Here is a 23,205-nt window from a genome sequence, read left to right on the forward strand (position 1 = left end):
ATGACGCGTCGAGGAGATTTCGACAAGATCGAGCTTCAACTCGTGCGGGTTCTGCACACCGTGATTGCCGAGCGCAGCGTTTCCCGGGCCGCGATGCGCCTGAACAGCAGCCAACCCGCCGTCAGCGCCCAGCTGCGGCGGCTGCGCGAGCTCACCGGCGACGCGCTGCTTGTGCGCAGCGGCGCGGGCATGACGCCCACCGCAGCCGCGATGGAGCTGCTCGCGCCGGCCGAGCGCTTGCTGCGCGAGGCCGACATGCTGTTCGGCCACCACGAGCGCGCAGGGCGCGGCAGCGGTTTCGATCCGGCCCGCGCCTCGCTGCGCTACCGGATCGCCGCCAGCGACTATCTGGACCCCTTCTTCCTGCCGGCCCTGGTGGCGCATCTGCAGCACGCCGCGCCGGGTGTGCAGCTGGACCTGCAGCCTCTGTCGGCCGAGTACGACTACCGCGCCAGCCTGGCCCGGGGCGAGGTCGATCTGGTGATCGGGAACTGGCTGCAGCCGCCCGAGGAGCTGCACCTGGGCCGCCTGCTCAGCGACGAGGTGGTCTGCCTGATGGCGGCCGATCACCCGCTGGCTAAGGCCCGCAGTTGGACCATCGAGCGCTACCTGGCCTGCCAGCATCTGGCGCCCATGCCCTTGAGCCCGGGCCAGCCTGGCGTGATCGACCAGCATCTGGCCAGCCAGGGCCTGAGTCGCCAGATCGCGGTGCGCAGCGCGCACTTCGGTCAGCTGCCCGAGATGGTTGCGCGCAGCCTCTTGGTGCTCACCACGGGCCGGCTGTTCTGTTCCCGTTATCTGGGCCGGCTGCCAGTTCGCATCGTGCGCTGTCCGGTGGTTTTCCCGGCGATGGCCTATTACCAGCTCTGGCACGAGCTCAGCCATGGCAGCGCTGCGCAGCGCTGGCTGCGCGAGCAGGTGCGCGAGGTTGCGCGCGGCCTGGTCAGCGATGCGCCCGCATCGGCACGCGTGCGTGCCTGAGACAATGACGAACCCATGAATCCGACACCCGAAAAACTGGCCCTGCGCGGCGATCTGCTGGACTTCACCGCGCTGCCCGGCTGGGCCGAGCTGGACAGCCCGGCCGTGCGCTACCGGCCCGATCACTGGCTGCTGATCGATAACGGCCGCATCGCCGGCTGCCAGCCCGATGCGCCCGACGCCAGCTGGACTCTGCAGGACCATGCCGGCAAGCTCATCCTGCCAGGTTTCATCGACACCCACGTGCATTGCCCGCAGCTCGACGTGATCGCCTCCTATGGCACCGAGCTGCTGGACTGGCTGAACACCTATACCTTCCCGGCCGAATGCCGCTATGCAGATCCGGCCGTGGCGCGGCGCGGTGCGGCGCGTTTTCTCGATGCGCTCCTCGCCCATGGGACGACCTCGGCCGTCGTGTTCCCGACCGTGCACAAGGTCTCGGCCGAGGCCTTGTTCGAGGAGGCTGAGCAGCGCGGCATGCGCCTGATCACCGGCAAGGTGCTGATGGACCGCCATGCGCCGCAGGCGCTGCGGGACGATGTGGCGGGCGCCGAGCGAGACTGCATTGATCTGATCCATCGCTTCCATGGCCGTGAGCGTCTCGCTTATGCGGTGACCGTGCGCTTCGCGCCGACCAGCACGCCAGGGCAACTGGCCATGGCCGGTGCGCTGTGCCGCGCCGATGCCTCGCTGTATATGCAGACCCATGTGGCCGAGAACCGCAGCGAGGTCGAGTGGGTGAGCCAGCTCTTCCCCGATGCGCGCAGCTATCTGGATGTCTACGCTCGTGAGGGCCTGCTGCACCCGAAGGCGGTGCTGGCCCACGGCATCTGGTTGGACGCGGCCGACCGTCGCGTGCTGGCCGATAGCGGCGCCCAGGTGGCCTTTTGCCCCTCTTCGAATCTGTTCCTGGGCAGCGGGCTGTTCGACTGGGCCGCGGCGCGCGAGGCCGGTTTTGCGGTCAGCGCGGCCAGCGATGTCGGCGGCGGCACCTCGCTGAGCATGCAACGCAATCTTCTGGACGGCTACAAGGTCCAGGCCATGGCCGGCCAGCGCCTGACGGCCTGGGCGGCCCTGCATGCGGCCACCCTGGGCGCCGCCGAAGGCCTGGGTTTGCATCAGGAGATCGGCCACTTCGGCCTCGGTACACTGGCCGACCTTTGCGTCTGGGACTGGGCCTGCGGGCCCGTGGCCCGGGCGCGCGATGAGCGGGTCAAGGGCTTGCACGAGCGGGTGTTTGCCTGGATGAGCTTGTCGGACGAACGCAATTTGGTGGCCAGTTATGTGGCCGGCCAACCCCGATACCAACGCAGCGACGACATCGCGCCATGACCCTGCGCCTAGAACTCACGGGCATCAGCAAGCAGTACCCGGCCGTCAAGGCCAATGACGGCGTCGGCCTTGCCGTTGCATCCGGCCAGATCCATGCGGTGCTGGGCGAGAACGGGGCCGGCAAGTCCACGCTGATGAAGATCATCTACGGTGCGGTCCAGCCCGATGAGGGCCAGATCCGCTGGAACGGCCAGGCGGTGACGATCAAGAGCCCAGCCCAGGCGCGGGCCTTGGGCATCAGCATGGTCTACCAGCATTTCTCGCTGTTCGATACCTTGACCGCGGCCGAGAACGTCTGGCTTGGCCTGGACAAGGCCCAGTCGCTGGCGCAGGTGACGGCCCGCATCGAGCAGGTCGCGGCCACCTACGGGCTGGTGGTCGATCCGGCGCGGCCGGTGCACAGCCTGTCGGTCGGCGAACGCCAGCGCGTCGAGATCGTGCGGGCTTTGCTGACGAATCCCCAGTTGTTGATTCTTGACGAGCCGACCTCGGTGCTGACGCCGCAGGCGGTGGCCACCTTGTTCGTGACGCTGCGCCAGTTGGCCGACAAGGGCTGCTCCATCCTCTACATCAGCCATAAGCTCGACGAGATTCGGGCGCTGTGCCATCACTGCACGGTGCTGCGGGCGGGCAAGGTCACTGGCGAGGTGGACCCGCGCACGCAGAGCAATGACCAGCTCTCGCGCCTGATGATCGGTGCCGAGCCGCCCAAGCTCAAGCATGAGGCACGGCCGGTCGGCGAGCTGGCGCTGGAGATCAAGGGCCTGAGCCTGGGTAAGGCCTCGCCCTTCGGTACCAGCCTGGAGGAACTGGCGCTGCAGCTGCGCGCCGGCGAGATCGTCGGCATTGCCGGCGTCTCGGGAAATGGCCAGCAGGAGCTGATGGCGGCGCTGTCGGGCGAGGACCCGCGCGCCGCACCGGGCTCGCTGCGGCTGTTCGGCCAGGACATCGCCCGCGCCAGCGCGCGCAAGCGCCGCAAGCTGGGGCTGCATTTCGTGCCCGAGGAGCGGCTGGGCCGTGGCGCGGTGCCGACCCTGTCGTTGGCGCAGAACACTTTGTTGACCCGCACCGAGGCCGTCAAGGCCGGGGGCTGGATCGCGCAAGGCGAGCTGCGGCGCATGGCGGCCGAGCTGATCGCTCGTTTCAATGTGCGCGCAGGCGGCCCGGATGCGGCGGCCAAAAGCCTGTCTGGCGGCAATCTGCAGAAGTTCCTGGTCGGGCGGGAGATCGCTGCGAAGCCTCGCGTGCTGATCGTCGCGCAGCCGACCTGGGGTGTTGATGTCGGGGCGGCGGCGCAAATCCGCGCCGAGCTCTTGAAGCTGCGCGACGCCGGCTGTGCGCTGCTGGTGGTCAGTGAGGAACTGGACGAGTTGTTCGAGATCAGCGACCGGCTGGTCGTGATGGCCAAGGGGCGTTTGTCGCCGGCCGTGCCGGTGGCGCAGGCCACGGTGGAGAAGATTGGAGAGTGGATGAGCGGCTTGTGGACGACGGAGGATGGCCATGCTCAAGCTTGAGAGCCGGCCGCAGCCGTCGAAATGGATGTCGGTCGCCTCGCCGTTGCTGGCGCTGGCTATCACCGTGGTGCTGGGCCTGGGGCTGTTCGTGCTATTGGGCAAGGACCCGCTGCGCGGCCTGCAGATGTTCTTCTGGGAGCCGATCAAGAGCGCCTATGCCTGGAGCGAGCTGGGCATCAAGGCCACGCCGCTGATTCTGATCGCCTTGGGCCTGGCCGTATGCTTTCGCTCCAACGTCTGGAATATCGGCGCCGAGGGCCAGTTCATCGTCGGCGCGCTGGCCGGCGGTTGGGTCGCGATGCAGGCAACACCGGATACCGGCCGCGGCATCGTCCTGCTGATCTTGCTGGCCGGCATGGCCGGCGGCATGGCCTGGGCCGGCATCACCGCGCTCCTGCGCGACCGATTCAATGCCAGCGAGATCCTGGTCAGCCTGATGCTTGTCTATGTGGCCGATCTGCTGCTGGGCTATCTGGTCTACGGCCCCTGGAAAGATCCGCAGGGCTACAACTTCCCGCAGACCATCAGCTTTTTGGCTTCGACCAAGATCCCGCGCCTCATCGACGGACTGCGTATGCATATCGGCGTGCTGATCGCGCTGGGCGCAGTGCTGGCCTTCTGGCTGTTTTTATTCCGCAGCTATGCGGGCTTTGCGCTACAAGTCGGCGGTCTGGCGCCGGCGGCTGCGCGCTACGCCGGCTTCTCTTCGCGCCGCGCGCTGTGGACGGCCTTGCTGCTTTCGGGTGGCATGGCCGGGCTGGCCGGGGCTCTCGAGGCGGCGGGGCCGCTGGGTCAGCTGACGCCCTATGTGCCGGCAGGCTACGGTTTCGCCGCCATCATCGTGGCCTTTGTCGGCCGCTTGCACCCGGTGGGCATCGTGTTCTCGGGCGTCCTGATGAGCATGTTCTATATCGGCGGCGAGCTCGCGCAGTCGCGCATGGGCCTGCCCAAATCGATCACCGGCGTGTTCCAGGGACTGCTGCTGTTCACGCTGCTGGCCTGCGACACCTTGATCCACTACCGCCTGCGCTGGCGTCTGAAGGCCTGACGACGATGGAAAGCTACGCACTGCTTGTCGCTGCGGCGATGAACGCCGGCACCTTGCTGGCCATCGCCGCGCTGGGCCTCTTGATCAACGAGCGGGCCGGCATCGTCAACCTCGGCGCCGAGGGGATGATGCTGGTGGCGGCTATCGCCGGCTTCGCCACCGCGGTCCACACCGGCAGCGACGTGCTGGCCTTCGCGGCCGGCATGGGGGCGGGGGCGCTGATGGCCGGGACCTTCGGCGTGCTGGTGATCTGGCTCAATACCAACCAATACGCGGCCGGCCTGGCGCTGAGCCTGTTCGGCAGCGGCTTCTCGGCCTTTGTCGGCATTGGCTATGTGCAGGAAAAATTGCTGGAGCGGCCGCGCTTCGCGCTGGCCTGGCTGAGCGATATTCCACTGCTGGGTCCGGCGCTGTTCCGCCAGCATCCTGTCGTCTATCTGGCCATCGCGCTGACGGTGTTCCTGTCCTGGTTCCTCTACCGCTCGCGAGCGGGCCTGGTGCTGCGCGCGGTCGGCGAGTCGCCCGAGTCGGCCCATGCGCTGGGCTACCCGGTGCGGCGCATCCGACTGGCTGCGGTGATGGGCGGCGGCGCGCTGTGCGGGCTTGCAGGCGCCTATGTCTCGGTGATCTACACCCCGCTGTGGGTGGAGGGCATGATGGCTGGCAAGGGCTGGATCGCGCTGGCGCTGACGACCTTCGCGACCTGGCGCCCGGCGCGTGTCTTGCTAGGGGCTTATCTGTTCGGCTTTGTCACGATGCTGCAGTTCCATTTGCAGGGGCAGGGTGTGCAGATCGCCAGCCAGTTCCTGTCGATGCTGCCTTATCTGTCCACTATCGTCGTGCTGGTGCTGATCTCCAGCAACGCGAGCTTCATCCGTGCCAATATGCCGGCCTCGCTGGGCAAGCCGTTTTTCCCGGGTTCCTGACCGAAACAATGCAACTGTGGAGAGTGCAATGAGCATCAAGAAGAGCAAGCGCGAGCTATTGAAGCTGGCTGGCTGGTCCTCGCTGGCCGCCACCGCCGCCCTGGTGGGCTGCGGCAAGAAAGAAGAGGCGGCCGCGCCGGCTGCGGCTTCCGAACCGGCCTCGGCCACCGCAGCACCCAAGCCCGAGCCGCTGAAGATCGCGTTCGCCTATGTGGGCCCGGTCGGCGATGGCGGGTGGACCTTTGCGCATGACAACGGCCGTAAGGCGGTCGAGGCCGAGTTCGGCGACAAGATCGTCACGAGCTATGTCGAGAAGGTGCCCGAGTCGGCCGATGCCGAGCGCGTGTTCCGCGATATGGTGACCCAGGGCAACAAGCTGATCTTCGGCACCACCTTCGGCTATATGGAGCCGATGATGAAGGTCGCGCCCGATGCCAAGGACGTCAAATTCGAGCATGCCACTGGCTACAAGCAGGCCGAGAACATGCGCACCTACGACTCGCGCACCTACGAGGGCGCCTATATGGCCGGCGTGATCGCCGGCAAGATGACCAAGAGCAACACGCTGGGCGTGGTTGGCTCTATCCCTATCCCCGAGGTCATCCGTAATATCAACAGCTTCACCTTGGGCGCGCAGTCGACCAATCCGAAGATCAAGGTCAAGGTGGTCTGGGTCAACGAGTGGTTCAACCCGCCCAAGGAAACCGAGGCCGCGCAAAGCCTGATCAACGGCGGCGCCGACGTCCTGATGCAGAACACCGACTCGTCGGCCGTGCTACAGACCGCGGAGAAGAACGGCAAGTTCGCCTTCGGCTGGGATTCGGACATGACGGCCTACGGCCCCAAGGCCCACCTTGGCTCGGCCATCATCAACTGGGCGCCGTACTACATCGCTTCGGTACGGGAGGCGCTGGACGGCAAGTGGACGGCCGGTCCCGGCAAGCATGCCTGGTGGGGCGTCAAGGAAGGCGCGATCGATATGGTCTCAATCAACGAGGTCGTGCCCGCCGAGGTCAAGGCTCAGATCGACACCATCCGCGCCGGCCTAAAGGACGGCTCCTTCTCGATCTGGAAGGGCCCGATCACCGGCCAGGACGGCAAGCCGGTGCTGAAGGATGGCGAGGTTGCTGACGACAAATTCCTGTCGGGCGTGAACTTTTATATCCAGGGCGTCGAGGGCAAGGTGCCCAGCGGCAAGTAAGCCCGGGCGATCGGCAGCGGCAGCGGCGGCGACGGCCACGTCTGAGGAGAGCCACGCGGCCTCAAGGGCAGCCTCGAGGCGAGGTGCTCAGATGCGGCGCAGTCGCCGCCCCATGCCGCGCCGACTTGCCGCGGTACATCGCGGCATCGGCGTGCTTGATCAGCGTCGCGGCATCCGTGCCATCCTGCGGTGCCAGCGTGTGACCCAGGGTCAGGCCGACGCTGCAGCGCAGCCGCTCGGGCAGATCGAAGGGTGTGTCGAAGGCGCTGCTCAGACGCTCGGCCAGACGCTCGGCTTGCTCTGCGTGCTGTAGACCCGTGCACATCACAACGAACTCATCCCCACCCAGCCGTGCGACCAGATCGCTGGTGTGCAGCAGGGTTTGCAGGCGCTGACCCACGGCAATCAGTAGCTGATCGCCCACCTCATGACCGTGCTGGTCATTGATTTGCTTGAAGCCATTGAGGTCGATCAGGAATACCGCCACCAAGCGGGTCGGCGCGCACTCAGCCAGCGCCTGGTTTAGCGCTGCCGTCAGCCCGCGCCGGTTTGCCAGGCCGGTCAGCGCGTCGGTATGGGCCAGCGAATGCAGCAGATCGCGCTCATGCGCGGCCTGCCGTGCGGCGGCCTTGATCGCCACGGTGCGCAAGCCCAGCACGCGCATGAAGATCAGCATATCCAGCGTTGCGCCGATCTGGAAGGCATGCATACTCCAAAAATTCACGCCGATGTGACCCTTGATCACCGCCACCGCGATGGCCGTGCAGACGAAGTACGCTGCCCAGGCGAGTAGCAAGTAGCCACCGACGCTATCGCCCCGGCGCATCCGCCGCCAGGCGCCGGGCAGGCCCAGCAAGGCCGGCGCCAGACCCAGGCTGCCGATCACCGCAGTGACCGTACGTACATCGATCAGGTCGAGGGCGAACAGCAGGGCCGCCAGCGCACACAGCGCTGCGCCGCCTTTCATCACGCGCGAGAACCAGCGGGGGCTGTCCGGGCCAGCCAAGGCCTGCTCGACGAACAGGAAGGAGCCGCAGGCCGCCATCAGTGCCGATAGGCCGCCCGCATGCAGCTCCATCCAGACCATATCGGTCCAGACATACTGCGCGCCGATGCCGAACTGCAGCAGCGAGAACATCAGGCTGCCGCTGATCAGCAGTGCGTACTTGGCGAACAGCGGCTCGCGCAGCGCCAGCCATTGCGTCAGGCTGTAGAGCAGCAGGCACAGGCCCAGGCCGTTCAGCAGGCCTTGCAGCATTTGTTCGCCCATCGCGTGTTCATGGAACGCGGGCGCGCGTTTCAGGCTGATCGGCACGATCATCGCGCCGAGTGTCTCGATCCGCAGTAGCACCTCATAGCGCGCGCCCGGCGCCAGATCCAGCCCCAGCGCATGGGAGCGACTCAGGATAGGGCGCTGCGAATAGGGCTGCAGATTGCCCAGCCGCGCGTGTTGCAGCAGGCGGCCGTCTTCGCTCACCACATGCACATCGATGCGGTTGAGCACCGGGTAGTCGATCTCTAACACCCAGCGTCCGCTGATGCCTGCTGGCACCTCGACCGGCAGGCGCAGCCAGACGGCGTCGCGACGCAGGCCCAGCGTGGACGCCGGGCCGGTGGGCTTTTGGAACTGATCCAGCCGCGCCAGCGCCTCGGCCGCGCCCAGGGTCTTGCTGGGGTCTGACAGCAGGCTGATCGTCGACCATGCCTGCACCACGGCCTGACTGTCATCCAGCCTCAGAGCGTCGCCGGCCCGCACCTGCGACATGAATGCCACCAGCACCAGGGCCAAGGCAAACCGGGCAAGGCAGGACGGACGAACCAGCATGAAGAGGCGGGGAAACGGGCAGGAGCATCGATTGTAGAAGTTGTGCGCTTCTCGCCCCGCGGCCGCCGCGCAAGTGCCTGAGCGTCGCCGCGACTTCGGTCACGCCGCCTTCAGGGCGCGTTGGTCAAAGCTTGATTTCCAGCCGCAGCTGCCAGTTCATGAAGGTGCGGCCGTAGTTCTCGCTCGTGATGGACTGATCGGCGGTCGTGATCACGCTGCCGGTGTCGTAGTCCAGCGGCGCCAGATTGCCGCCGGACAGGCGAAGCGCGGTGCTGCGGTTGATGTTCCACAAGGCGAAGGCGTCGATGACCTGGCGGCGCGGTACGCTGCTGGACAGGATCAAGGTCTGCTGGATGGTCGTGGCTGGCACCCAGTTGACGCTTGCGCCCAGAGTCAGCGGCAGGCTGCGCAGCCGGTAGTCGGCGCCCAGATTGGCTGTGTACCGCGGCTGTTGGTCGAGCGTGTTGTTCGGGCCGGGGATACCGTCGACCTTGGAGCGGAAGAAGCTGATGTTGCTGCGCAGCGAGACGGGCAAAGCCTCGGCCATGAACTCATCGAGCCGGAACTTGGCCTCCAGCTCGATGCCGCGCGTGAGGGCCTTGCCAATATTGCTCGGCCGGGCCACCCAGCGCGGCTCGGTGGACCAGGACACGGCCTCCCGTGTGGTCGTCGTGCGTATCAGATCCTTGATGCGGCGCGCGAACACGCTGACGCTGAGCACACCGCCCTTGCTCAGATAGCGCTCCAGCGCCAGGTCGATGCCGGTGGCCATCTCGGGCTTGAGATCGGGGTTGCCGACCCGGTCGGCATAGTTGGGCTCGTTGGCGCCGCCGGGGAACTGGCTGTTGATCACCGGGCGGGCGATCAGGTCCTGGGTGCCGGGGCTGCGGTAACTGCGTGTCAGGCTCATGCGAACCTGGTCACGGCTCTTCTCGTCGGGCTTCCAGACCGCATGCAGCAGCGGGGTCCAAACCGAAGAGTCGTTCTTGACGCTGTAATTGCGCGCATCGCTCTCGGTGCGTATGCCCTCCCAGCGCAGGCCGGCATAGGCCGACCAGTTGGCGTTGTGCTTCCACTCGTCCTGCGCATAGGCGGCCAGGCGCAGGCTGGAAGCCTCGAACTCGTCGCCGAACTCCTCCAACGCCATCACGCGCATGCCGTCCATCAGGCTGCGCCGGGTCTGGCTGCGGCGGTTGCCCTCGGCCTCCAGGCCGGCCACCAGGCTGTGCTCCTCGGCCATAAGGTGCGAGAGCTTGGCGCCCAGGTTCCAGGAGCGGTCTCGGTTGCGGCTGGCCTCCAGCTGGTCGGGCAGCGGATCGGTCTTGAGCCATTCGCGGCGCAGGCTCTCGCTGTCCATACTCGCGCTGCCGACGGCGCCTCGCAGCTCCAGCCGCGTGTCCTCGCCGAGCCTGCGATTCAGCGTGCCGTTCAAGCGCAGCAGGCTGAAGTCGCTGTCATTGCGGGTCAGCGCGGTGTCGTAGTTGAGCTGGGCCTGGCTGGCCTCCTGCCGGCGCAGGCTGCTGCTTGTTCCCTTGGCGGCCGCCATCATTGGCATCAGGGTCAGCAGGTCGCCACCAGCGAGCCGCCATTGGATGCGGGCGTTCAGATTGACGCGGCGGCGATCGTCTTCGCTCTGGCCGGTGTGGCGCTGCTCATTGAGGATCAGATCGTCCGAGAGGCGGCGGGTCGTGACCAGGCTGTCGGCATCGTCGCGCCGCTTGCTCTCGCCGGCATTGACCGAGAGGCTGTAGGCTCCGCCCTCGTCGTCGAGCTTGTCGTTGCGGGTCCAGGAGAACTGCGGGCTGACGACGCCGCGTTCGCCGGCCAGCGCCAGTGCCACATCGTTGAGCTTCTTCTGCAAGGCCTCGCGCAGCACGATGTTGATCGTGCCGGCCACCGCGCGGGCACCGTACTCGGCTGTGGGCGCGCGCATCACCTCGATGCGCTCGATCTGGTCCGGCGGCAGCTCCTCCAGCGAAAAGCTCGGTGGCATGCGCTCGCCGTTGACCAGGATCTGCGTGTAGCCACCGCCCATGCCTCGCATGCGCACGCCGCCGCCGCGTCCGGGACGGCCGCCGAGTGTGACACCGGGCAGGCGCTTGAGCGTGTCGGCGACGCTGGGGTCACCGAAGCGGTCCAGCTCCTCGCGGCCGATGATGATCTTGGAGGCGGTGGAGGCGCGGCGCTGCATCGTGTCGCTGGGGCCGCCCTGGATCTGAACCCGATCTAGCTGTTCGGGGTTGGCCGTTGGCGGGCGCTGCGGAGCCGGTCGCCGCTGCGGGGCGGGAGACGGTGGCTTGGCAACCGGGGCGGTGTCGGGCGTGCCTTGGGCCTGAGAGGACCAGTGCAGCAGGCTCAGCGCGAGGCTCAGCGCCAGAGGGTAAAAGGGTGGACGATGGCGTGGGGTGCTGGACGGCATGGATGCGAGCGCGCGGGTCTCGAAGCGCAGGATTGCGGGCCGAGCATCGCATGCCTGCAGCGGGTGGCAGCCGGGCCGCCAAGGGGTTTAAGTTTCTTTACAGAGCGTTGTGTCTTTTGAATCGCAAACCCTTGATGCGGGCGCTATCCACGATCAAGTGGCTGACTGTTTGCTCGCTGCCCTGCGCTGCGCGCAGCAGCAGATGGGTGGGCGCCCAGTAGCCGGCGCCGCGCAGCTCGCACAGCTGGTCGTCCAGGCCGTGCAGGGTCCAGGCCTGCTGCACCTTCATCTGAGGCCCCTCGACCCAGACACGTAGGCCTTGCGGGTGCGCCTGGATGCGCCACAGCGTCGCGATGTCCTCGCACCAATAGTCGCCGGCCAGCCTGGGCGGCAGCGTCGCCCGGCTCGTGACGCGTCGGCAGTCGACGCTGCGCCCGGCGCCTATGCCCAGCCTCAAGCGACCGTCCTGTTGCAGACCCTGCAGTTCGAATTCATAGGCGCCGCGCAGCGGCAGCCAGCGGCCATCGGCCTCGGGCTGCAGCTCGAAGCTGGCGCCCCATTGCTGGGCCATCAGCCGCCCGCTCTGCAGGCTCAGCTCGAAGAACTGGCCCTGCTCGGCATTCAGCCAGCTGCCGACCAGGGCCGCTGCGTCATCCGGGTAGGACGCCGGCACCGGCGCTGGCCGGTCCAGCACCACTCGGGCGATGTCGCGGGCAATCTTGTAGGGGTTCTGCGCGCCGTCATTGCTGATCACGACCACCGCCAAATTTGCCTCGGGCAGCAGCAAAAACTCGGTGCGATAGCCGGGCCACAGACCGCCATGACCCAGCGCCGCCAACTCATCTAGGCGGCTGTGTTCCAGGCCATAGGCATAGGGCGAGTCCGCGCCCTGGTTCAGCGCAACCCGAGCCCCCAGCGCATCGGCCATATCGGCCACGCCCGGTGTCGGCTGCAGTAGATGGGCGGCCCACAGCAGCAGGTCCGGTACGCTGGAGACCAGACCGCCTTCGCCGCCGTGCTCAAAGCCGTGCTGGGCTCGCCGCCAGCCGCCATCGCTGCCCGGGGCCGGAAGATACGGCGAGGCCAGTCCCGGTAGCGGCACGTCGCTCTCGACCAGCATGCGGGTCGAGCCCATGCCCAGCGGGCCGAAGAACTCGGTCTGCAGCAAAGCATCCAGACTCTGCCCCGAGATCCGTTCGACGATCTCGCCCAGCAGCGCGAAGCCGCTGTTGCAGTAGAGAAAGCGGCTGCCGGGCGCGAAGTTCAGATGGCTGTTGCGCGCCATCGCGGCCAGTAGACCGGCCCGGTCGACCCGCTGGTCCAGATTGACGCCGCCCAGGCGCAGCAGCTCCAGCATGTCGGGCAGACCGCTGGTGTTGCGCATCAGATGGCCTACCGTCACGCGCTCTGGCAGAGCCGCCAGCTCGGGGACATGGGCCTGTACATCGTCGTCCTGGCTCAGCAGGCCACGCCGCTCCAGCAGCAAGGCCGCGGCCACGGTGAACTGCTTGGACACCGAGGCGATGCGAAATCGCGTGTCGGCGCGGATCGGCGTGAGCTGGCTCAGGCTGGCCAGTCCGTAGCCCTTGTTGAGCAGCACCTCGCCGCCGTGCAGTACACCGACGGCAAGACCTGGCACCGCGCGACCGGCCAGGTCGGCAAACATGGCATCGACTTTGCTGTGCAGATCTGTCTTCATCGCGGGCATCTCCTGAGTCAAGCCAGTGTCGCACGCGGTTCGGGCTTCGCCGTGCGAGCGCCGCACCGTTCATCCCTCACCCCGTTTGGAGCGAATCTGCGCATGCGCGGCGCGCCCGCGGGCCTTCCACTCATTGAGCCGGGCGCGCCTGTCCAGCGGCCCCATGCTGTCGCGCCCGGCCTCGCGTTGCAGCTTCTGATAGCTCTTGAGCCGCGCCGGCGGCAGCGCGGCACGCACCGCGCAGCCAGGCTCGTCGCCATGGGTACAGTTGCGAAAGCGGCACTTGCGGGCCAGGCTGAGCACATCGTCGAAGGCCTGGTCCAGCTCGGCCGCGCTGGCATCGAGCTGCAGGCCGCGCAGGCCCGGCGTGTCGATGATGCAGGCGCCATCTGCTGTTCGGTGCAGGCTGCGCGCCGTGGTCGTGTGGCGGCCGCGGCTGTCGTCCTGGCGCACGCCGCCGGTGTCCTGCAGCGCGGCATCGCACAGCGTGTTGGTCAGGGTCGACTTGCCGGCGCCGCTGGAGCCCAGCAGCACCAGGGTCTGGCCCAGGCCCAGCCAGGGGGCCAGCTGCTTGCGCGTACCGGCCTGCGTGCCGTCCACGGCCAGCACCTCCATCACCGCATTGCGGCTCAGCGCCAGATGCTCGCGCAGCTCGGCCACCCGCGCCGCTACATCGCGGCACAGATCGGCCTTGCTGAGCACGACGACGGCTGGCACGCCCGAGCCGCGCACCAGCACCAGATAGCGATCCAGCCGCGCCAGATTGAAGTCATGGTCCAGCCCCATGACCAGCAGCGCGGTGTCGACGTTGCTGACCAGGGCCTGGCGCTGTCCGTTCGGGTCGCGGCGGCTCAGGCTGTTAAGCGCAGGCAGCAACTGATGGACCCAGGTCTCGCCCAGCGCGTTGCGGCGCGCCAGCACCCAGTCGCCGACGGCCAGCTGGCGCGAGTCGGCGAACAGCGCCTGTTGCAGCGCCGGCAGTGCGCGGGCCCGGCAGGCGCCCTGGTCGGATTGCAGGCCCAGCTGGTCGCGCTGTACCTCGGTGATGCGCCACAGCGTGGCGTCTTGGCTCCAGTCGAGCTGGGCGAGTCCGGGAAGAAAAGACAGGTTCAGGCCCAGCGTACGCAGGGCCTCGATAGCAGAGGTGTCTAGCATGGTGATGGAGGGACAAACAGGCGAACGAAGGAAATCCTGGCCGATGCATTCAGCATCGGGCGGGAAGGTCGTCGTGTTGTCGGCCGCTCACCAGCGGCGGGGCGCTCGGAACGTCAGGCGTTCGTGCAGTGCAGACCCAGCGCAAGGAGGATGTCGGCCGACAGCGGCAGGGCAAGATCATGTGCAGCCATAGCGGACTCCTGTGTGGGTGGATGAAGCTGCGCAGTGTGCGGCGCTGGGGCAGCCAGCGTCAAGCGCCGGCGTGGGCGCGCAACCACAGCGCCAGCTCGTTATGCCGGACCAAGAGGCCAGCCCAATAAGCAAAGGGCCACCACCTTGCGGTGTGGCCCTCGTGGCTTCCGGACATGCCACCATTGTGGCAAGACGGTGTTACTGAATGACGCTGGTGACGGGTTCCAGAACTCTGCCCAATCTGCAGCCGGTTTTGTTTGTCTCAGTGGTTTGTATTGTGCCCGCGCTATGTGACGGTGATTTGACGAGAAGCAAAGGAAAGGCGTTGCTATTCGATGTCGACCACTACCTTGCCTCGTGCGGAGCCGCTCACCAGTTCATGCGCCTGCTGTGCCTGGGTCAGCTTGAAGCGCTGCGGGTCAGGTAGCGGCCGGATCAGGCCGGCGTCGATCAGTGCCGCGGCTTCGCCAATCACTGCGCGCAGGCCTAAGCGGTCCATCAGCACCATAGCGTACGGCCCCATCAGGCCGAACGGCGCCAAGCGCAGGGCCAGTGCCGACGAAACGGCGCGGTACCCGATGCCGCCGTCAGGGCCTCTGCGATCGGCACCCTTTTGGCGCTGGTCGGCGGCCTGGTAATTGCACGTGCGACTGCTACGACGGCACCGGCGCTGTCGGCCGAGGTCCTGGCCACGCTGCAGACCCTTTTGAGCGTGCTGTGGGCAACGGACTGAGCCGGGCGGGTTTCTTTACAAGGCCTTCAAGAAGCTGGTACATGCCTCTGCCATGATGGGAACGTCTCTACAAAGGCTTCCCGCATGGCATTGTTCCGTTCCCGATGGCCGATCCTCGCGCTGTCCGCGCTGGTGGGCTGCGCCAACCTGGCGCCGACGTACACAAGACCTGACCTTGCGGTGCCGGCCTCTCGCCAGAGTCCGGTTCAAGCCCCGGCAAAGGACGCCGCCGAACTGAGCTGGCGGACCTTCTTCGACGATCAGCGGCTACTTCGCAGCGTCGAGCTGGCGTTGGCCAACAACCGCGATCTGCGCGTGGCCGCGCTGAATGTCGAGCGCGCCCGCGCCCAGTACCGCATCACCGACGCTGCCCGCCTGCCGACTGTGAATGCGGGCGTCAGCGCCAGCCGCTCCGACAATGGCAGCAGCCTGTCGGCCAGCCTGAGCCTGGCCGGCTACGAGTTGGACCTGTTCGGCCGGGTCAAGAACCTCAGCGAGTCGGCGCTGCAGAGCTATCTGGCCACTGCCGAATCGCGCCGCAGCGTGCAGATCAGCCTGGTCGCTGAGGTCGCTAACGCTTGGCTGACGCTCTCGGCCGACTTGGAGCGTCAGCGCCTGGCCCGGCAGACGCTGGAGACTCGCCAGCGCGGTCTGGCGCTGAACCAGCGCATGCACGAGCTCGGTGCTATCACCGGTCTGGCGCTGACGCAGGCGCAGACTGCCGTCGATTCGGCACGCGTAGACATCGCCAACTACGCTACCCTGATTGAGCAGGACCGCAATGCGCTGAACCTGCTTCTTGGCGCTGCGCTGCCGGACGAGCTGTTGCCGCGCGGTGACGAGGGCGGCGCTGCGATCAGCCTGCTGGTGGAACTGCCGGCCGGTGTGCCGTCAAGCGTGCTGCAGCGCCGCCCAGATGTGCGGGCCGCCGAGCACCAGTTGCAGGCCAGCCATTCCGACATCGGCGTCGCCCGCGCCGAACGCTTTCCGCGCATCTCGCTGACGGCCTCGGCTGGTAGTGCCAGCAGGGAACTCTCAGGTCTGTTCAAGTCGGGCAGCGGCAGTTGGAGCTTCGGCCCCTCGCTGTCCCTGCCCATCTTTGACGGCGGCGCCAGCCGCACCGCGGTGCAGGTGGCAGAACTCAACCGCCAGGTCGCGCTGGCCGAGTACGACAAGTCGGTGCAGACCGCCTTCCGCGAGGTCGCCGATGCGCTGGCGGTGCGCGCAACTTTGGGCGAGCGCCTGGCCGCACAAACCTCGCTGAATGCCGGCGCTGAGCGCCAGCTGCGCCTGGCCGAGGCGCAGTTCCGTGCCGGCAGCACGACCCAACTGGAAGTGCTTGATGCTCAGCGTTCGCTGTACTCGTCGCAGCAGGCGCTTATCGCCTTGCGACTCGCCGAACAGAGCAACCGCATCACCCTCTACAAGGTGCTGGGCGGAGGTTGGAAAGATGAGAACTGACATGACTGTGAAAACTCTGATGAAACCCTGGCGCCTGCTCGCCATCGCGGCCGCGTTGGCCGTGGCTGGCTGGGCGATCAAGCACTTCTTTTTCACGCCCGCGCCGCCGCCCCAGGTGGCCACCGCCGCAGTGGCCCTGGCCGATATCGAGGACAGCGTGCTGGCCACCGGCACCATCGGCGCCTACAAGCTGGTCAGTGTTGGTGCGCAGGTGACCGGCGAGGTCAAGCGTCTGCATGTGGCCCTGGGCGATACCGTCAAGCAGGGCCAGCTGATCGCCGAGATCGATGCGCTGACTCAGCAGAACAATCTGCGCAATGCACAGGCCGCGCTGCAAAGCGCGCAGGCCCAGCTGGCCGCACGTCAGGCCGCCTTGAAGCAGGCCACGCTGGCGGCCGCGCGGCTGCGCGAGCTGGTGGCCATCGATGCCGGCACCCGCGCCGACCTGGAGGCGGCCGAGGCAACCTTGAGCACCACCACGGCCGAGATCGCCGCCCAGCAGGCCCAGATCGCCCAGGCCCGCGTGGCCGAGGACACGGCCAAGGTCAATCTGGGCTACACCCGGGTGACCGCGCCTATGGATGGGGTGGTCGTCGCCGTGGTCACCGAGCAGGGCCAGACGGTCAATGCCAACCAGTCGGCCCCCACCATCATCAAGCTAGCAAGACTTGACACCATGACGGTCAAGGCCCAGATCTCCGAGGCCGATGTACCCAAGGTCAAGCCCGGTATGCCGGTGTACTTCAGCCTGCTAGGCGAGCCGGACCGGCGCATCGAGGTCAAGCTGCGCGCCGTCGAGCCGGGGCCGACGACCCTTGCCAGCGAAACCGGCGCCACCAGTTCGGCCTCCACCAGCACCACCAGCGCGATCTACTACAACGGCATCTTCGACGTGCCCAACCCCGAGGGCAGACTGCGCATCAACATGACGGCCCAGACCACCATCGTGCTGGCCCGGGCCCAGCAAGTCCTGACCCTGCCCAGCGCGGCGCTCGGTCAACGCGCGCGCGACGGCAGCTACCGCGTAAAGGTGCTGGAGAGCGAGGGCAAAGTCGTCGAGAAGACGGTGCGCATCGGCCTGAACAACCGTGTGCAGGCCCAGGTGCTTGACGGGCTGAAGGCCGGCGAGCAGGTCATCACTAGCGAGGCCGGTGGGGCCGGCGCCTCGGCGGTGCCGCGCTCGCGCGGCGTGCGGATGTTCTGAGCATGAGCACAGCGCTTCTGGAGGTGCGCGGACTGACGCGCGAATTCCCGGCCGGCGATGGCGTCGTCGCGGTTTTGCGCAATGTCGATCTTGCGATTGAGGCCGGCGAAATGGTGGCCATCATGGGCCCCTCGGGCTCGGGCAAATCCACCTTGATGAATATCCTCGGCTGCCTTGACCGGCCGACTCGCGGCAGCTACAAGGTGGCCGGCCAGGAGACCGGCGAAATGGCGCCCGACGCGCTGGCACGGCTGCGCCGCGAGCATTTCGGCTTCATCTTCCAGCGCTACCAGCTGCTGGGCGATCTCAGCGCGGTCGGCAACGTCGAGATCCCGTCCATCTACGCTGGCACCGCCGCAGCACAGCGCCATGAGCGCGCCCAGCGCCTGCTGGCCCGGCTGGGCCTGGCCGAGCGAACCCAGCACCGGCCCGGCCAGCTCTCGGGCGGCCAGCAGCAGCGTGTCTCGATCGCGCGGGCGCTGATGAACGGCGGCGATGTGATCCTGGCCGACGAGCCTACCGGCGCGCTGGACCGAGCCAGCGGCCAGGAGGTCATGAAGATCCTGGAGGAACTGCATGCCGACGGCCACACCATCATCCTGGTGACCCACGATGCCCAGGTGGCCGCCCATGCGCAGCGCGTCATCGAGATCAGCGACGGCGAGATCGTGGCCGACCGGCGTAAAGCAGACGCGCCAGCGCCGGCAAGGCTGCAGCGCGAGGCGCTTGCCAAGCCGGGCAGCGCCCTGGGCGCCTTGGTCGGCCGCATCGGCGAGGCCACGCGCATGGCCTTGCGTGCGATGGTCAACCACCGACTGCGCACCCTGTTGACGATGCTAGGCATCATCATCGGTATCGCCTCGGTGGTGTCGGTCGTAGCGCTGGGCGAGGGCTCGCGTCAGCGCATCTTGTCCGACATCAGCGCGATGGGCACCAACACTATCGACATCATGCCCGGCAGCGGCTTCGGCGACCGGCGTGCCGGCGCTATCCGCACGCTGCGCTCGGGCGACGCCCAGGCGTTGGCCCAGCTCGGCTATGTGGACAGCGTGACGCCCACCGTCAGCGTCAATGCCGGCCTGCGCTACCGCAACGTCGATGTCTCGGCCAGCATCAGCGGGGTCGGCGAGCAGTTCTTCCGCGTACGCGGCTACAGCTTCGCGGCCGGCCAGGCATTTGACTCGGACGCGGTGCGCCTGCAGGCCCAGGAGGCGGTGATCGACGACAACGCGCGCAAAACCTTGTTCCCCAATGGCGAACCTGCGTTGGGCGAGGTGATCCTGCTGGGCAGCGTGCCGCTGCGCATCGTCGGTGTTACCGAGAAGAAGAGCAGCGCTTTCGGCAACGCTGATGCGCTCAATGTCTGGTTGCCCTACACCACCGCGATGAGCCGCATGACCGGTCAGGACTATCTGCGCAGCATCACGGTGCGGGTCAGCGATACGGTGGCCAGCAATGTGGCCGAGCAGGGCATCACCCGGCTGCTGAGCCAGCGCCACGGCAAGGAAGACTTCTTCCTGATGAACACCGACAGCATCCGCCAGACCATCGAGCAGACCACGCAGACCATCACGCTGCTGATTTCGTCGATCGCCTTGATCTCGCTGCTGGTGGGTGGCATCGGCGTGATGAACATCATGCTGGTCTCGGTGACCGAGCGCACCCAGGAGATCGGCGTGCGCATGGCGGTGGGCGCGCGGCAGGGCGACATCCTGCGTCAGTTCCTGATCGAGGCAGTGCTGGTCTGCGTGCTCGGCGGCGCGATGGGCGTGGCGCTGGCGCTTGGCACAGGCGCGCTGTTCGACCACTTCGTCAAGGATTTCCGCATGGTGTTCTCCAGCAGCGCGATCATCGGCGCCTTCGCGGTCTCGACCCTGATCGGCGTGGTTTTCGGCTTCCTGCCGGCACGGAGCGCAGCAAGACTTGACCCCGTCGAGGCGCTGGCGCGGCCCTGACGGCCGATCCGGCGAGGGCTACTCAGGGCTGATAGAAGTAATAGCAGCCCAGCAGCGTCGGCTGACGGTCGCTGGCTTGCAGCGGCGCAATCAGCATCGCAGTCTTCTTCTCGCCGAGCTTGAGCTCGCAGGCCATCGCGCCGTCGCTGCGCTCGCACTGCATGGCCCGGCCCAGCTGCTTCTCCATTGCCTGGCGCGCCTCGGCAAAGCCGGCGCGCACGCTCAACGAGAAGCCCAGGCCCATGCCGACGCTGCCGGGGAAGGCCTGCAGCACCGGCAGTCCCATGACAGTGAGCGGCGCTTTCGGGTCGAAGGCCGGCTCCTTGGGCACTTGGGTAAAGCGAGCCTGGAAGGCCTGGGCGAAGCCGCGCATGCGCTGCGGGTCCTGTTGGTTCCATTCGTACCAGGAGTCGGCGCAGACGGCCAGGCGGGCAAGTTGTGCGTCACCTGCGGTGGCGCCGACCGTGCCTGCGGCGAGCGTGGCGGCTAGCGCGAGCGCGCATCTAGAAGTGAAGGATTGCATCGGACGTCTCAGAGTTTGACGGTGAACCGAACTCTGAGCCGCTTCGGTATCAGCGCTGCTTCGTCTGCAGCGTCGCCGCGGTTTCAGTTGTTGCGCCGCGCCGCTTGCCGAGTTCGGCGGCCAGCTTCTCGACATGGTGCTTCGCGAGCGCGTTCCGACCTCGGGACAACCATCTGATGCAATTGACCCGCGCCCATATCAGCCCATTTCGCTCTACTCGTACGTCGCCAAGTCCTCGGGGTCTATCAGCTCGCCCTCGGCGGCCTGGCTCGCCAGCAGCACTGCGGATCCCAGCCTGGCAGATAGGTGCGCCTCAACCGGAAATGGGTCCAGGGCTTGAAGACATGAAACCGACGCAGCAGAAGTCCGCATAGACCGGTTTGATGAGCGCCGCCGCCGGTATGCGTGTCATCGAACATGTCCGTGAGCTCCGAGCGAGCAAGCCACTGATGGGAGCACGGAGCACCGGGTCGCCTTGCTTCGGGGCCGCTATCGCCGCAAGGGTCAGGTCCGAGGCCCGGTCCGCAGCAGGCTTCGAGGTCCGGTGGCGCCTCAGGCTGCGGCGTACGGTCGGGATCGGTTGCGGACGTGATGGGTTGAGTTGGTCACAGCTGGGGACGCGCACCATGGGGCATAAGCACAAGGCGCTCGGACCGGATTCGCTTAGCGCAGCGCTGCCTCGAGCTCCGCGAACAGCGGTCGGCTCGCCACGGCCTCGCTCAGGCAGGCTCTGCTAAGCGCATCCAGCGAGTCCAGTCGCGCTTGAGTCGCCGCCGTGGGTTCGATGTGGGCCAGCAGCTCTTCGAGCAGGCAGCCGAAGGCGCGCACTTCCAATCGTTGCAAGGCAAGGGCTGTCTGCCTGTCGTCGGGGTCGAACAGCGAGGCCGCGCCGAAGTCGCCCAGGTAGGCCTGAGCCCGGCCGTCGTGCAGGATGTTGTGGCCATACAAATCGCCATGGCTGACACCGCGCTGGTGCAACTGGCGCGCCGCCGAGGCGATGCCCTGGGCCAGCGCAAGCGCACTGCCAAGCTCGAAGCGGCTGCCGTCCGGGTAGACGTCGCGCGTGCAGGAGTCCAGGCTGGGCGGCTGGGCCAAGCTGCGGAATTCGGGCGTGATCAGCTGCATCACCAGGCCCTGGGCCTGGGCTGGATGGCCGCTGAGGCGACCCAGCAGCGGAATAAGGTTCGGATGGTCGCCGGCTAGCAATGCCGCCGCCATTTCGCTGCGCGGCAGCCCGTCACTGGTGACCTCCCCCTTGAAGATCTTGACGGCAACTGGCGTGCCGCAGTCGAGTCGCTCGGCGCGATGGATCACGCCCGAGGCGCCCTCGCCGAGTTGCTCTTGCAGGCGCAGTTCGCGCCAGGGTATCGTGGCCAGCGGTGCCTGCGCCAACGTGGCCTGTTCCTGGGTTCTCCGGGCCTCGCAAAAAGGATTGCCGGCATAGGCCAGCCAGCTGAGCCTGGGCAGTGTGAGCAGCCAGCCTGGCAGGGCTGCCAACCGGTTGGCCGAGATACGCAAGAGTTCGAGCCGCGTGCAGGCAGCCATAGCGGCAGGCAGCGCGCGCAGTCGATTGCCGGCCAGCGCCAGTTTCTGCAGCCGACCGCAGCGGCCGATCTCGGCGGGCAGGGCCTCGATCTCGTTGTCGGTCAGGATCAGCCAGCGAAGCCGCTCAGGCAGGGCCTCGGCTGGCACCCGGCAGATCTGGTTGCTCTTGAAGCCCACCATCTCCAGCTGTGGGCAGCGACCCAGCACGGCGGGCAGCGTAGTGAAGCGGTTGGTCGAGCAGAAGATGATGCGCAGCCGGTGCAGGCGGGGCAGGTCGTCGGGCAGGCTCGACAGCCGGTTGCCAGACAGATCGAGCACTTCCAGCGTCTCGGCCAAATCGAAGATCTCACGGGGAAATTCGCCGAGGCCGTCGCGCAGCGCCAGCCGGCGCGAGCCGGCGAGGGTGCCGGAGCGCAGATGCTCAAGAGTATGGGTGCTCATCGATGGTGCCTGCGCTCAGGCCTTCTTGACGAACTCCGACTTCAATCCCATCGCCCCTATGCCGTCGATCTTGCAATCGATGTCGTGATCGCCGTCGGTCAGGCGGATGTTCCTGACCTTGGTGCCGACCTTGACCACCAGGGACGAGCCCTTGATCTTCAGGTCCTTGATCACGGTGACAGTGTCGCCGTCCTTCAGCTCGTTCCCGTTGGCATCGCGGATCACCCGTGGGCCATCGTCGGTGGCGGCGGCAGATTCGCTGGCCGACCACTCATGGCCGCACTCGGGGCAGATGAACTGGCCGCCGTCCTCGTAGGTCAGCTCGGAGTTGCACTTGGGGCAGTTCGGCAGGGCGCTCATGCCGCGAACCTCCCGCGCAGATAGGCAATGATGGCGCCGGATTCGCTCAGCCATTGCACGGTACCGCTGGCGTCGGTGATCTTCAGGCACGGCACCTTGCTCGCTCCGGAGCCTTGCTGCAGGGCGATGCGATGCTCGGCTTCGTGTTGGGCGTCCAGGCGCTTGATTGGCAGGGCCAGGCGATGCATCTCCTGGCGGACCTTGATGCAGAAGGGGCAGGTCGTGAACTGATAGAGAGCCAGGCCAGCGCACTGGCGATCAACGTCGGCCTGTTGCTCGGCGGGCCGCTGCAAGGCCGCCGGGCGGGACAGGCGCTCCTTGAGCAACATGACCGGGCCGAGCAGGATGCGCAGGGTTCTGAAGAAGAGTCGAATAAGTGGCTTCATGGCGGGGCGGATCAAAAAAAAGAGCGGGCAAGAAAAAAGCCCCACACGCTTTCACATGCAGGGCTTCAATATTTGGCTCCTCGACCTGGGCTCGAACCAGGGACCTACGGATTAACAGTCCGGCGCTCTACCGACTGAGCTATCGAGGAATTGTTCGGTATGTACTTTTGCTTTTGTTTGCGACAGCGGATCCGTACCACTGCCAATGAAAATCTGGCTCCTCGACCTGGGCTCGAACCAGGGACCTACGGATTAACAGTCCGGCGCTCTACCGACTGAGCTATCGAGGAACAGAGCCTTGCATT

Annotated in this window: 18 protein-coding genes and 2 tRNA genes; 9 read left to right on the top strand and 11 right to left on the bottom strand. The window is 66.8% G+C overall.

Going from position 1 to position 23,205, the window contains the following annotated elements; all coding sequences use genetic code 11:
* The 6 genes from OOZ63_RS03440 to OOZ63_RS03465 are packed head-to-tail and all read left to right on the top strand — an operon-like array spanning position 1 to position 7,002.
* A complete protein-coding gene (locus OOZ63_RS03440; protein WP_266003922.1) occupies positions 1-981 on the top strand; it encodes a LysR family transcriptional regulator in 981 nt (326 codons plus the stop codon).
* Positions 982-996: 15 nt separating this feature from the next.
* The gene (guaD, locus tag OOZ63_RS03445) at positions 997-2,313 is read left to right on the top strand and encodes a guanine deaminase (protein WP_266003923.1); all 1,317 of its coding nucleotides are present in this window, start codon (positions 997-999) and stop codon (positions 2,311-2,313) included.
* Positions 2,310-3,827 carry an ABC transporter ATP-binding protein gene (locus OOZ63_RS03450; RefSeq protein WP_266003924.1) on the top strand — a complete coding sequence of 506 codons (1,518 nt, stop codon included), beginning with the start codon at positions 2,310-2,312 and terminating at the stop codon, positions 3,825-3,827. The genes guaD and OOZ63_RS03450 overlap by 4 nt, the downstream gene beginning before the upstream one ends.
* Positions 3,814-4,875, top strand: coding sequence for an ABC transporter permease (locus OOZ63_RS03455; protein ID WP_266003925.1), 1,062 nt, complete (start codon positions 3,814-3,816; stop codon positions 4,873-4,875). The genes OOZ63_RS03450 and OOZ63_RS03455 overlap by 14 nt, the downstream gene beginning before the upstream one ends.
* 5 nt (positions 4,876-4,880) lie before the next feature.
* Positions 4,881-5,801: an ABC transporter permease gene (locus OOZ63_RS03460; protein WP_266003926.1), complete on the top strand. Its 921-nt coding sequence runs from the start codon at positions 4,881-4,883 to the stop codon at positions 5,799-5,801.
* 28 nt (positions 5,802-5,829) lie between these two features.
* The gene (locus tag OOZ63_RS03465; RefSeq protein ID WP_266003927.1) at positions 5,830-7,002 is read left to right on the top strand and encodes a BMP family ABC transporter substrate-binding protein; all 1,173 of its coding nucleotides are present in this window, start codon (positions 5,830-5,832) and stop codon (positions 7,000-7,002) included.
* Between the two features lie 61 nt (positions 7,003-7,063).
* Here the strand turns inward: OOZ63_RS03465 and OOZ63_RS03470 are convergent, their stop codons facing one another.
* The 5 genes from OOZ63_RS03470 to OOZ63_RS03490 all read right to left on the bottom strand — a co-directional run bounded on the left by OOZ63_RS03470 (position 7,064) and on the right by OOZ63_RS03490 (position 14,815).
* Complete coding sequence (locus OOZ63_RS03470; protein WP_266003929.1) at positions 7,064-8,827, bottom strand: diguanylate cyclase; 1,764 nt, start codon at positions 8,825-8,827, stop codon at positions 7,064-7,066.
* Between the two features lie 124 nt (positions 8,828-8,951).
* On the bottom strand, positions 8,952-11,246 hold the full coding sequence (locus OOZ63_RS03475) for a TonB-dependent receptor plug domain-containing protein (protein ID WP_266003930.1): 2,295 nt from the start codon (positions 11,244-11,246) through the stop codon (positions 8,952-8,954).
* Between the two features lie 97 nt (positions 11,247-11,343).
* Positions 11,344-12,945: a serine hydrolase domain-containing protein gene (locus tag OOZ63_RS03480; RefSeq protein ID WP_266003931.1), complete on the bottom strand. Its 1,602-nt coding sequence runs from the start codon at positions 12,943-12,945 to the stop codon at positions 11,344-11,346.
* Between the two features lie 69 nt (positions 12,946-13,014).
* On the bottom strand, positions 13,015-14,100 hold the full coding sequence (gene rsgA / locus OOZ63_RS03485) for a ribosome small subunit-dependent GTPase A (protein WP_266003932.1): 1,086 nt from the start codon (positions 14,098-14,100) through the stop codon (positions 13,015-13,017).
* Between the two features lie 520 nt (positions 14,101-14,620).
* Entirely contained in the window at positions 14,621-14,815 is a 195-nt protein-coding gene (locus tag OOZ63_RS03490) for a zinc-binding dehydrogenase (protein WP_266003933.1), read from the bottom strand.
* 294 nt (positions 14,816-15,109) lie between these two features.
* Here OOZ63_RS03490 and OOZ63_RS03495 point away from each other — a divergent pair, with 294 nt between their 5' ends.
* From OOZ63_RS03495 to OOZ63_RS03505, 3 genes are read left to right on the top strand one after another with little or no spacing between them, the layout of a single operon-like run.
* The gene (locus OOZ63_RS03495) at positions 15,110-16,486 is read left to right on the top strand and encodes an efflux transporter outer membrane subunit (RefSeq protein WP_266003934.1); all 1,377 of its coding nucleotides are present in this window, start codon (positions 15,110-15,112) and stop codon (positions 16,484-16,486) included.
* Between the two features lies 1 nt (position 16,487).
* Positions 16,488-17,690, top strand: coding sequence for an efflux RND transporter periplasmic adaptor subunit (locus OOZ63_RS03500; protein WP_266003935.1), 1,203 nt, complete (start codon positions 16,488-16,490; stop codon positions 17,688-17,690).
* Positions 17,691-17,692: 2 nt separating this feature from the next.
* Positions 17,693-19,645 carry a MacB family efflux pump subunit gene (locus tag OOZ63_RS03505; RefSeq protein ID WP_266003937.1) on the top strand — a complete coding sequence of 651 codons (1,953 nt, stop codon included), beginning with the start codon at positions 17,693-17,695 and terminating at the stop codon, positions 19,643-19,645.
* Between the two features lie 22 nt (positions 19,646-19,667).
* On the opposite strand, the gene OOZ63_RS03510 is transcribed toward OOZ63_RS03505, so the two are convergent.
* The 6 genes from OOZ63_RS03510 to OOZ63_RS03535 form a co-directional block, all read right to left on the bottom strand.
* Entirely contained in the window at positions 19,668-20,168 is a 501-nt protein-coding gene (locus OOZ63_RS03510) for a hypothetical protein (RefSeq protein ID WP_266003939.1), read from the bottom strand.
* 663 nt (positions 20,169-20,831) lie between these two features.
* Positions 20,832-22,154 (bottom strand): leucine-rich repeat-containing protein kinase family protein, encoded by a 1,323-nt coding sequence (locus OOZ63_RS03515; RefSeq protein ID WP_266003940.1) that lies wholly within the window; start codon positions 22,152-22,154, stop codon positions 20,832-20,834.
* A gap of 15 nt (positions 22,155-22,169) precedes the next feature.
* Positions 22,170-22,514 (bottom strand): zinc ribbon domain-containing protein YjdM, encoded by a 345-nt coding sequence (locus tag OOZ63_RS03520; protein ID WP_266003941.1) that lies wholly within the window; start codon positions 22,512-22,514, stop codon positions 22,170-22,172.
* A complete protein-coding gene (locus tag OOZ63_RS03525; protein WP_266003942.1) occupies positions 22,511-22,900 on the bottom strand; it encodes a glutaredoxin family protein in 390 nt (129 codons plus the stop codon). Before OOZ63_RS03525 ends, OOZ63_RS03520 begins: the two co-directional genes overlap by 4 nt.
* Before the next feature lie 73 nt (positions 22,901-22,973).
* A tRNA-Asn gene (locus tag OOZ63_RS03530) sits at positions 22,974-23,049 on the bottom strand.
* A 65-nt stretch (positions 23,050-23,114) separates the two neighbouring features.
* Positions 23,115-23,190, bottom strand: a tRNA-Asn gene (locus OOZ63_RS03535).
* Between the last annotated feature and the right edge of the window lie 15 nt (positions 23,191-23,205).

This window comes from Paucibacter sp. PLA-PC-4 (genome assembly GCF_026241155.1).
In the GTDB taxonomy this organism is placed as follows: domain Bacteria; phylum Pseudomonadota; class Gammaproteobacteria; order Burkholderiales; family Burkholderiaceae_C; genus Roseateles_E.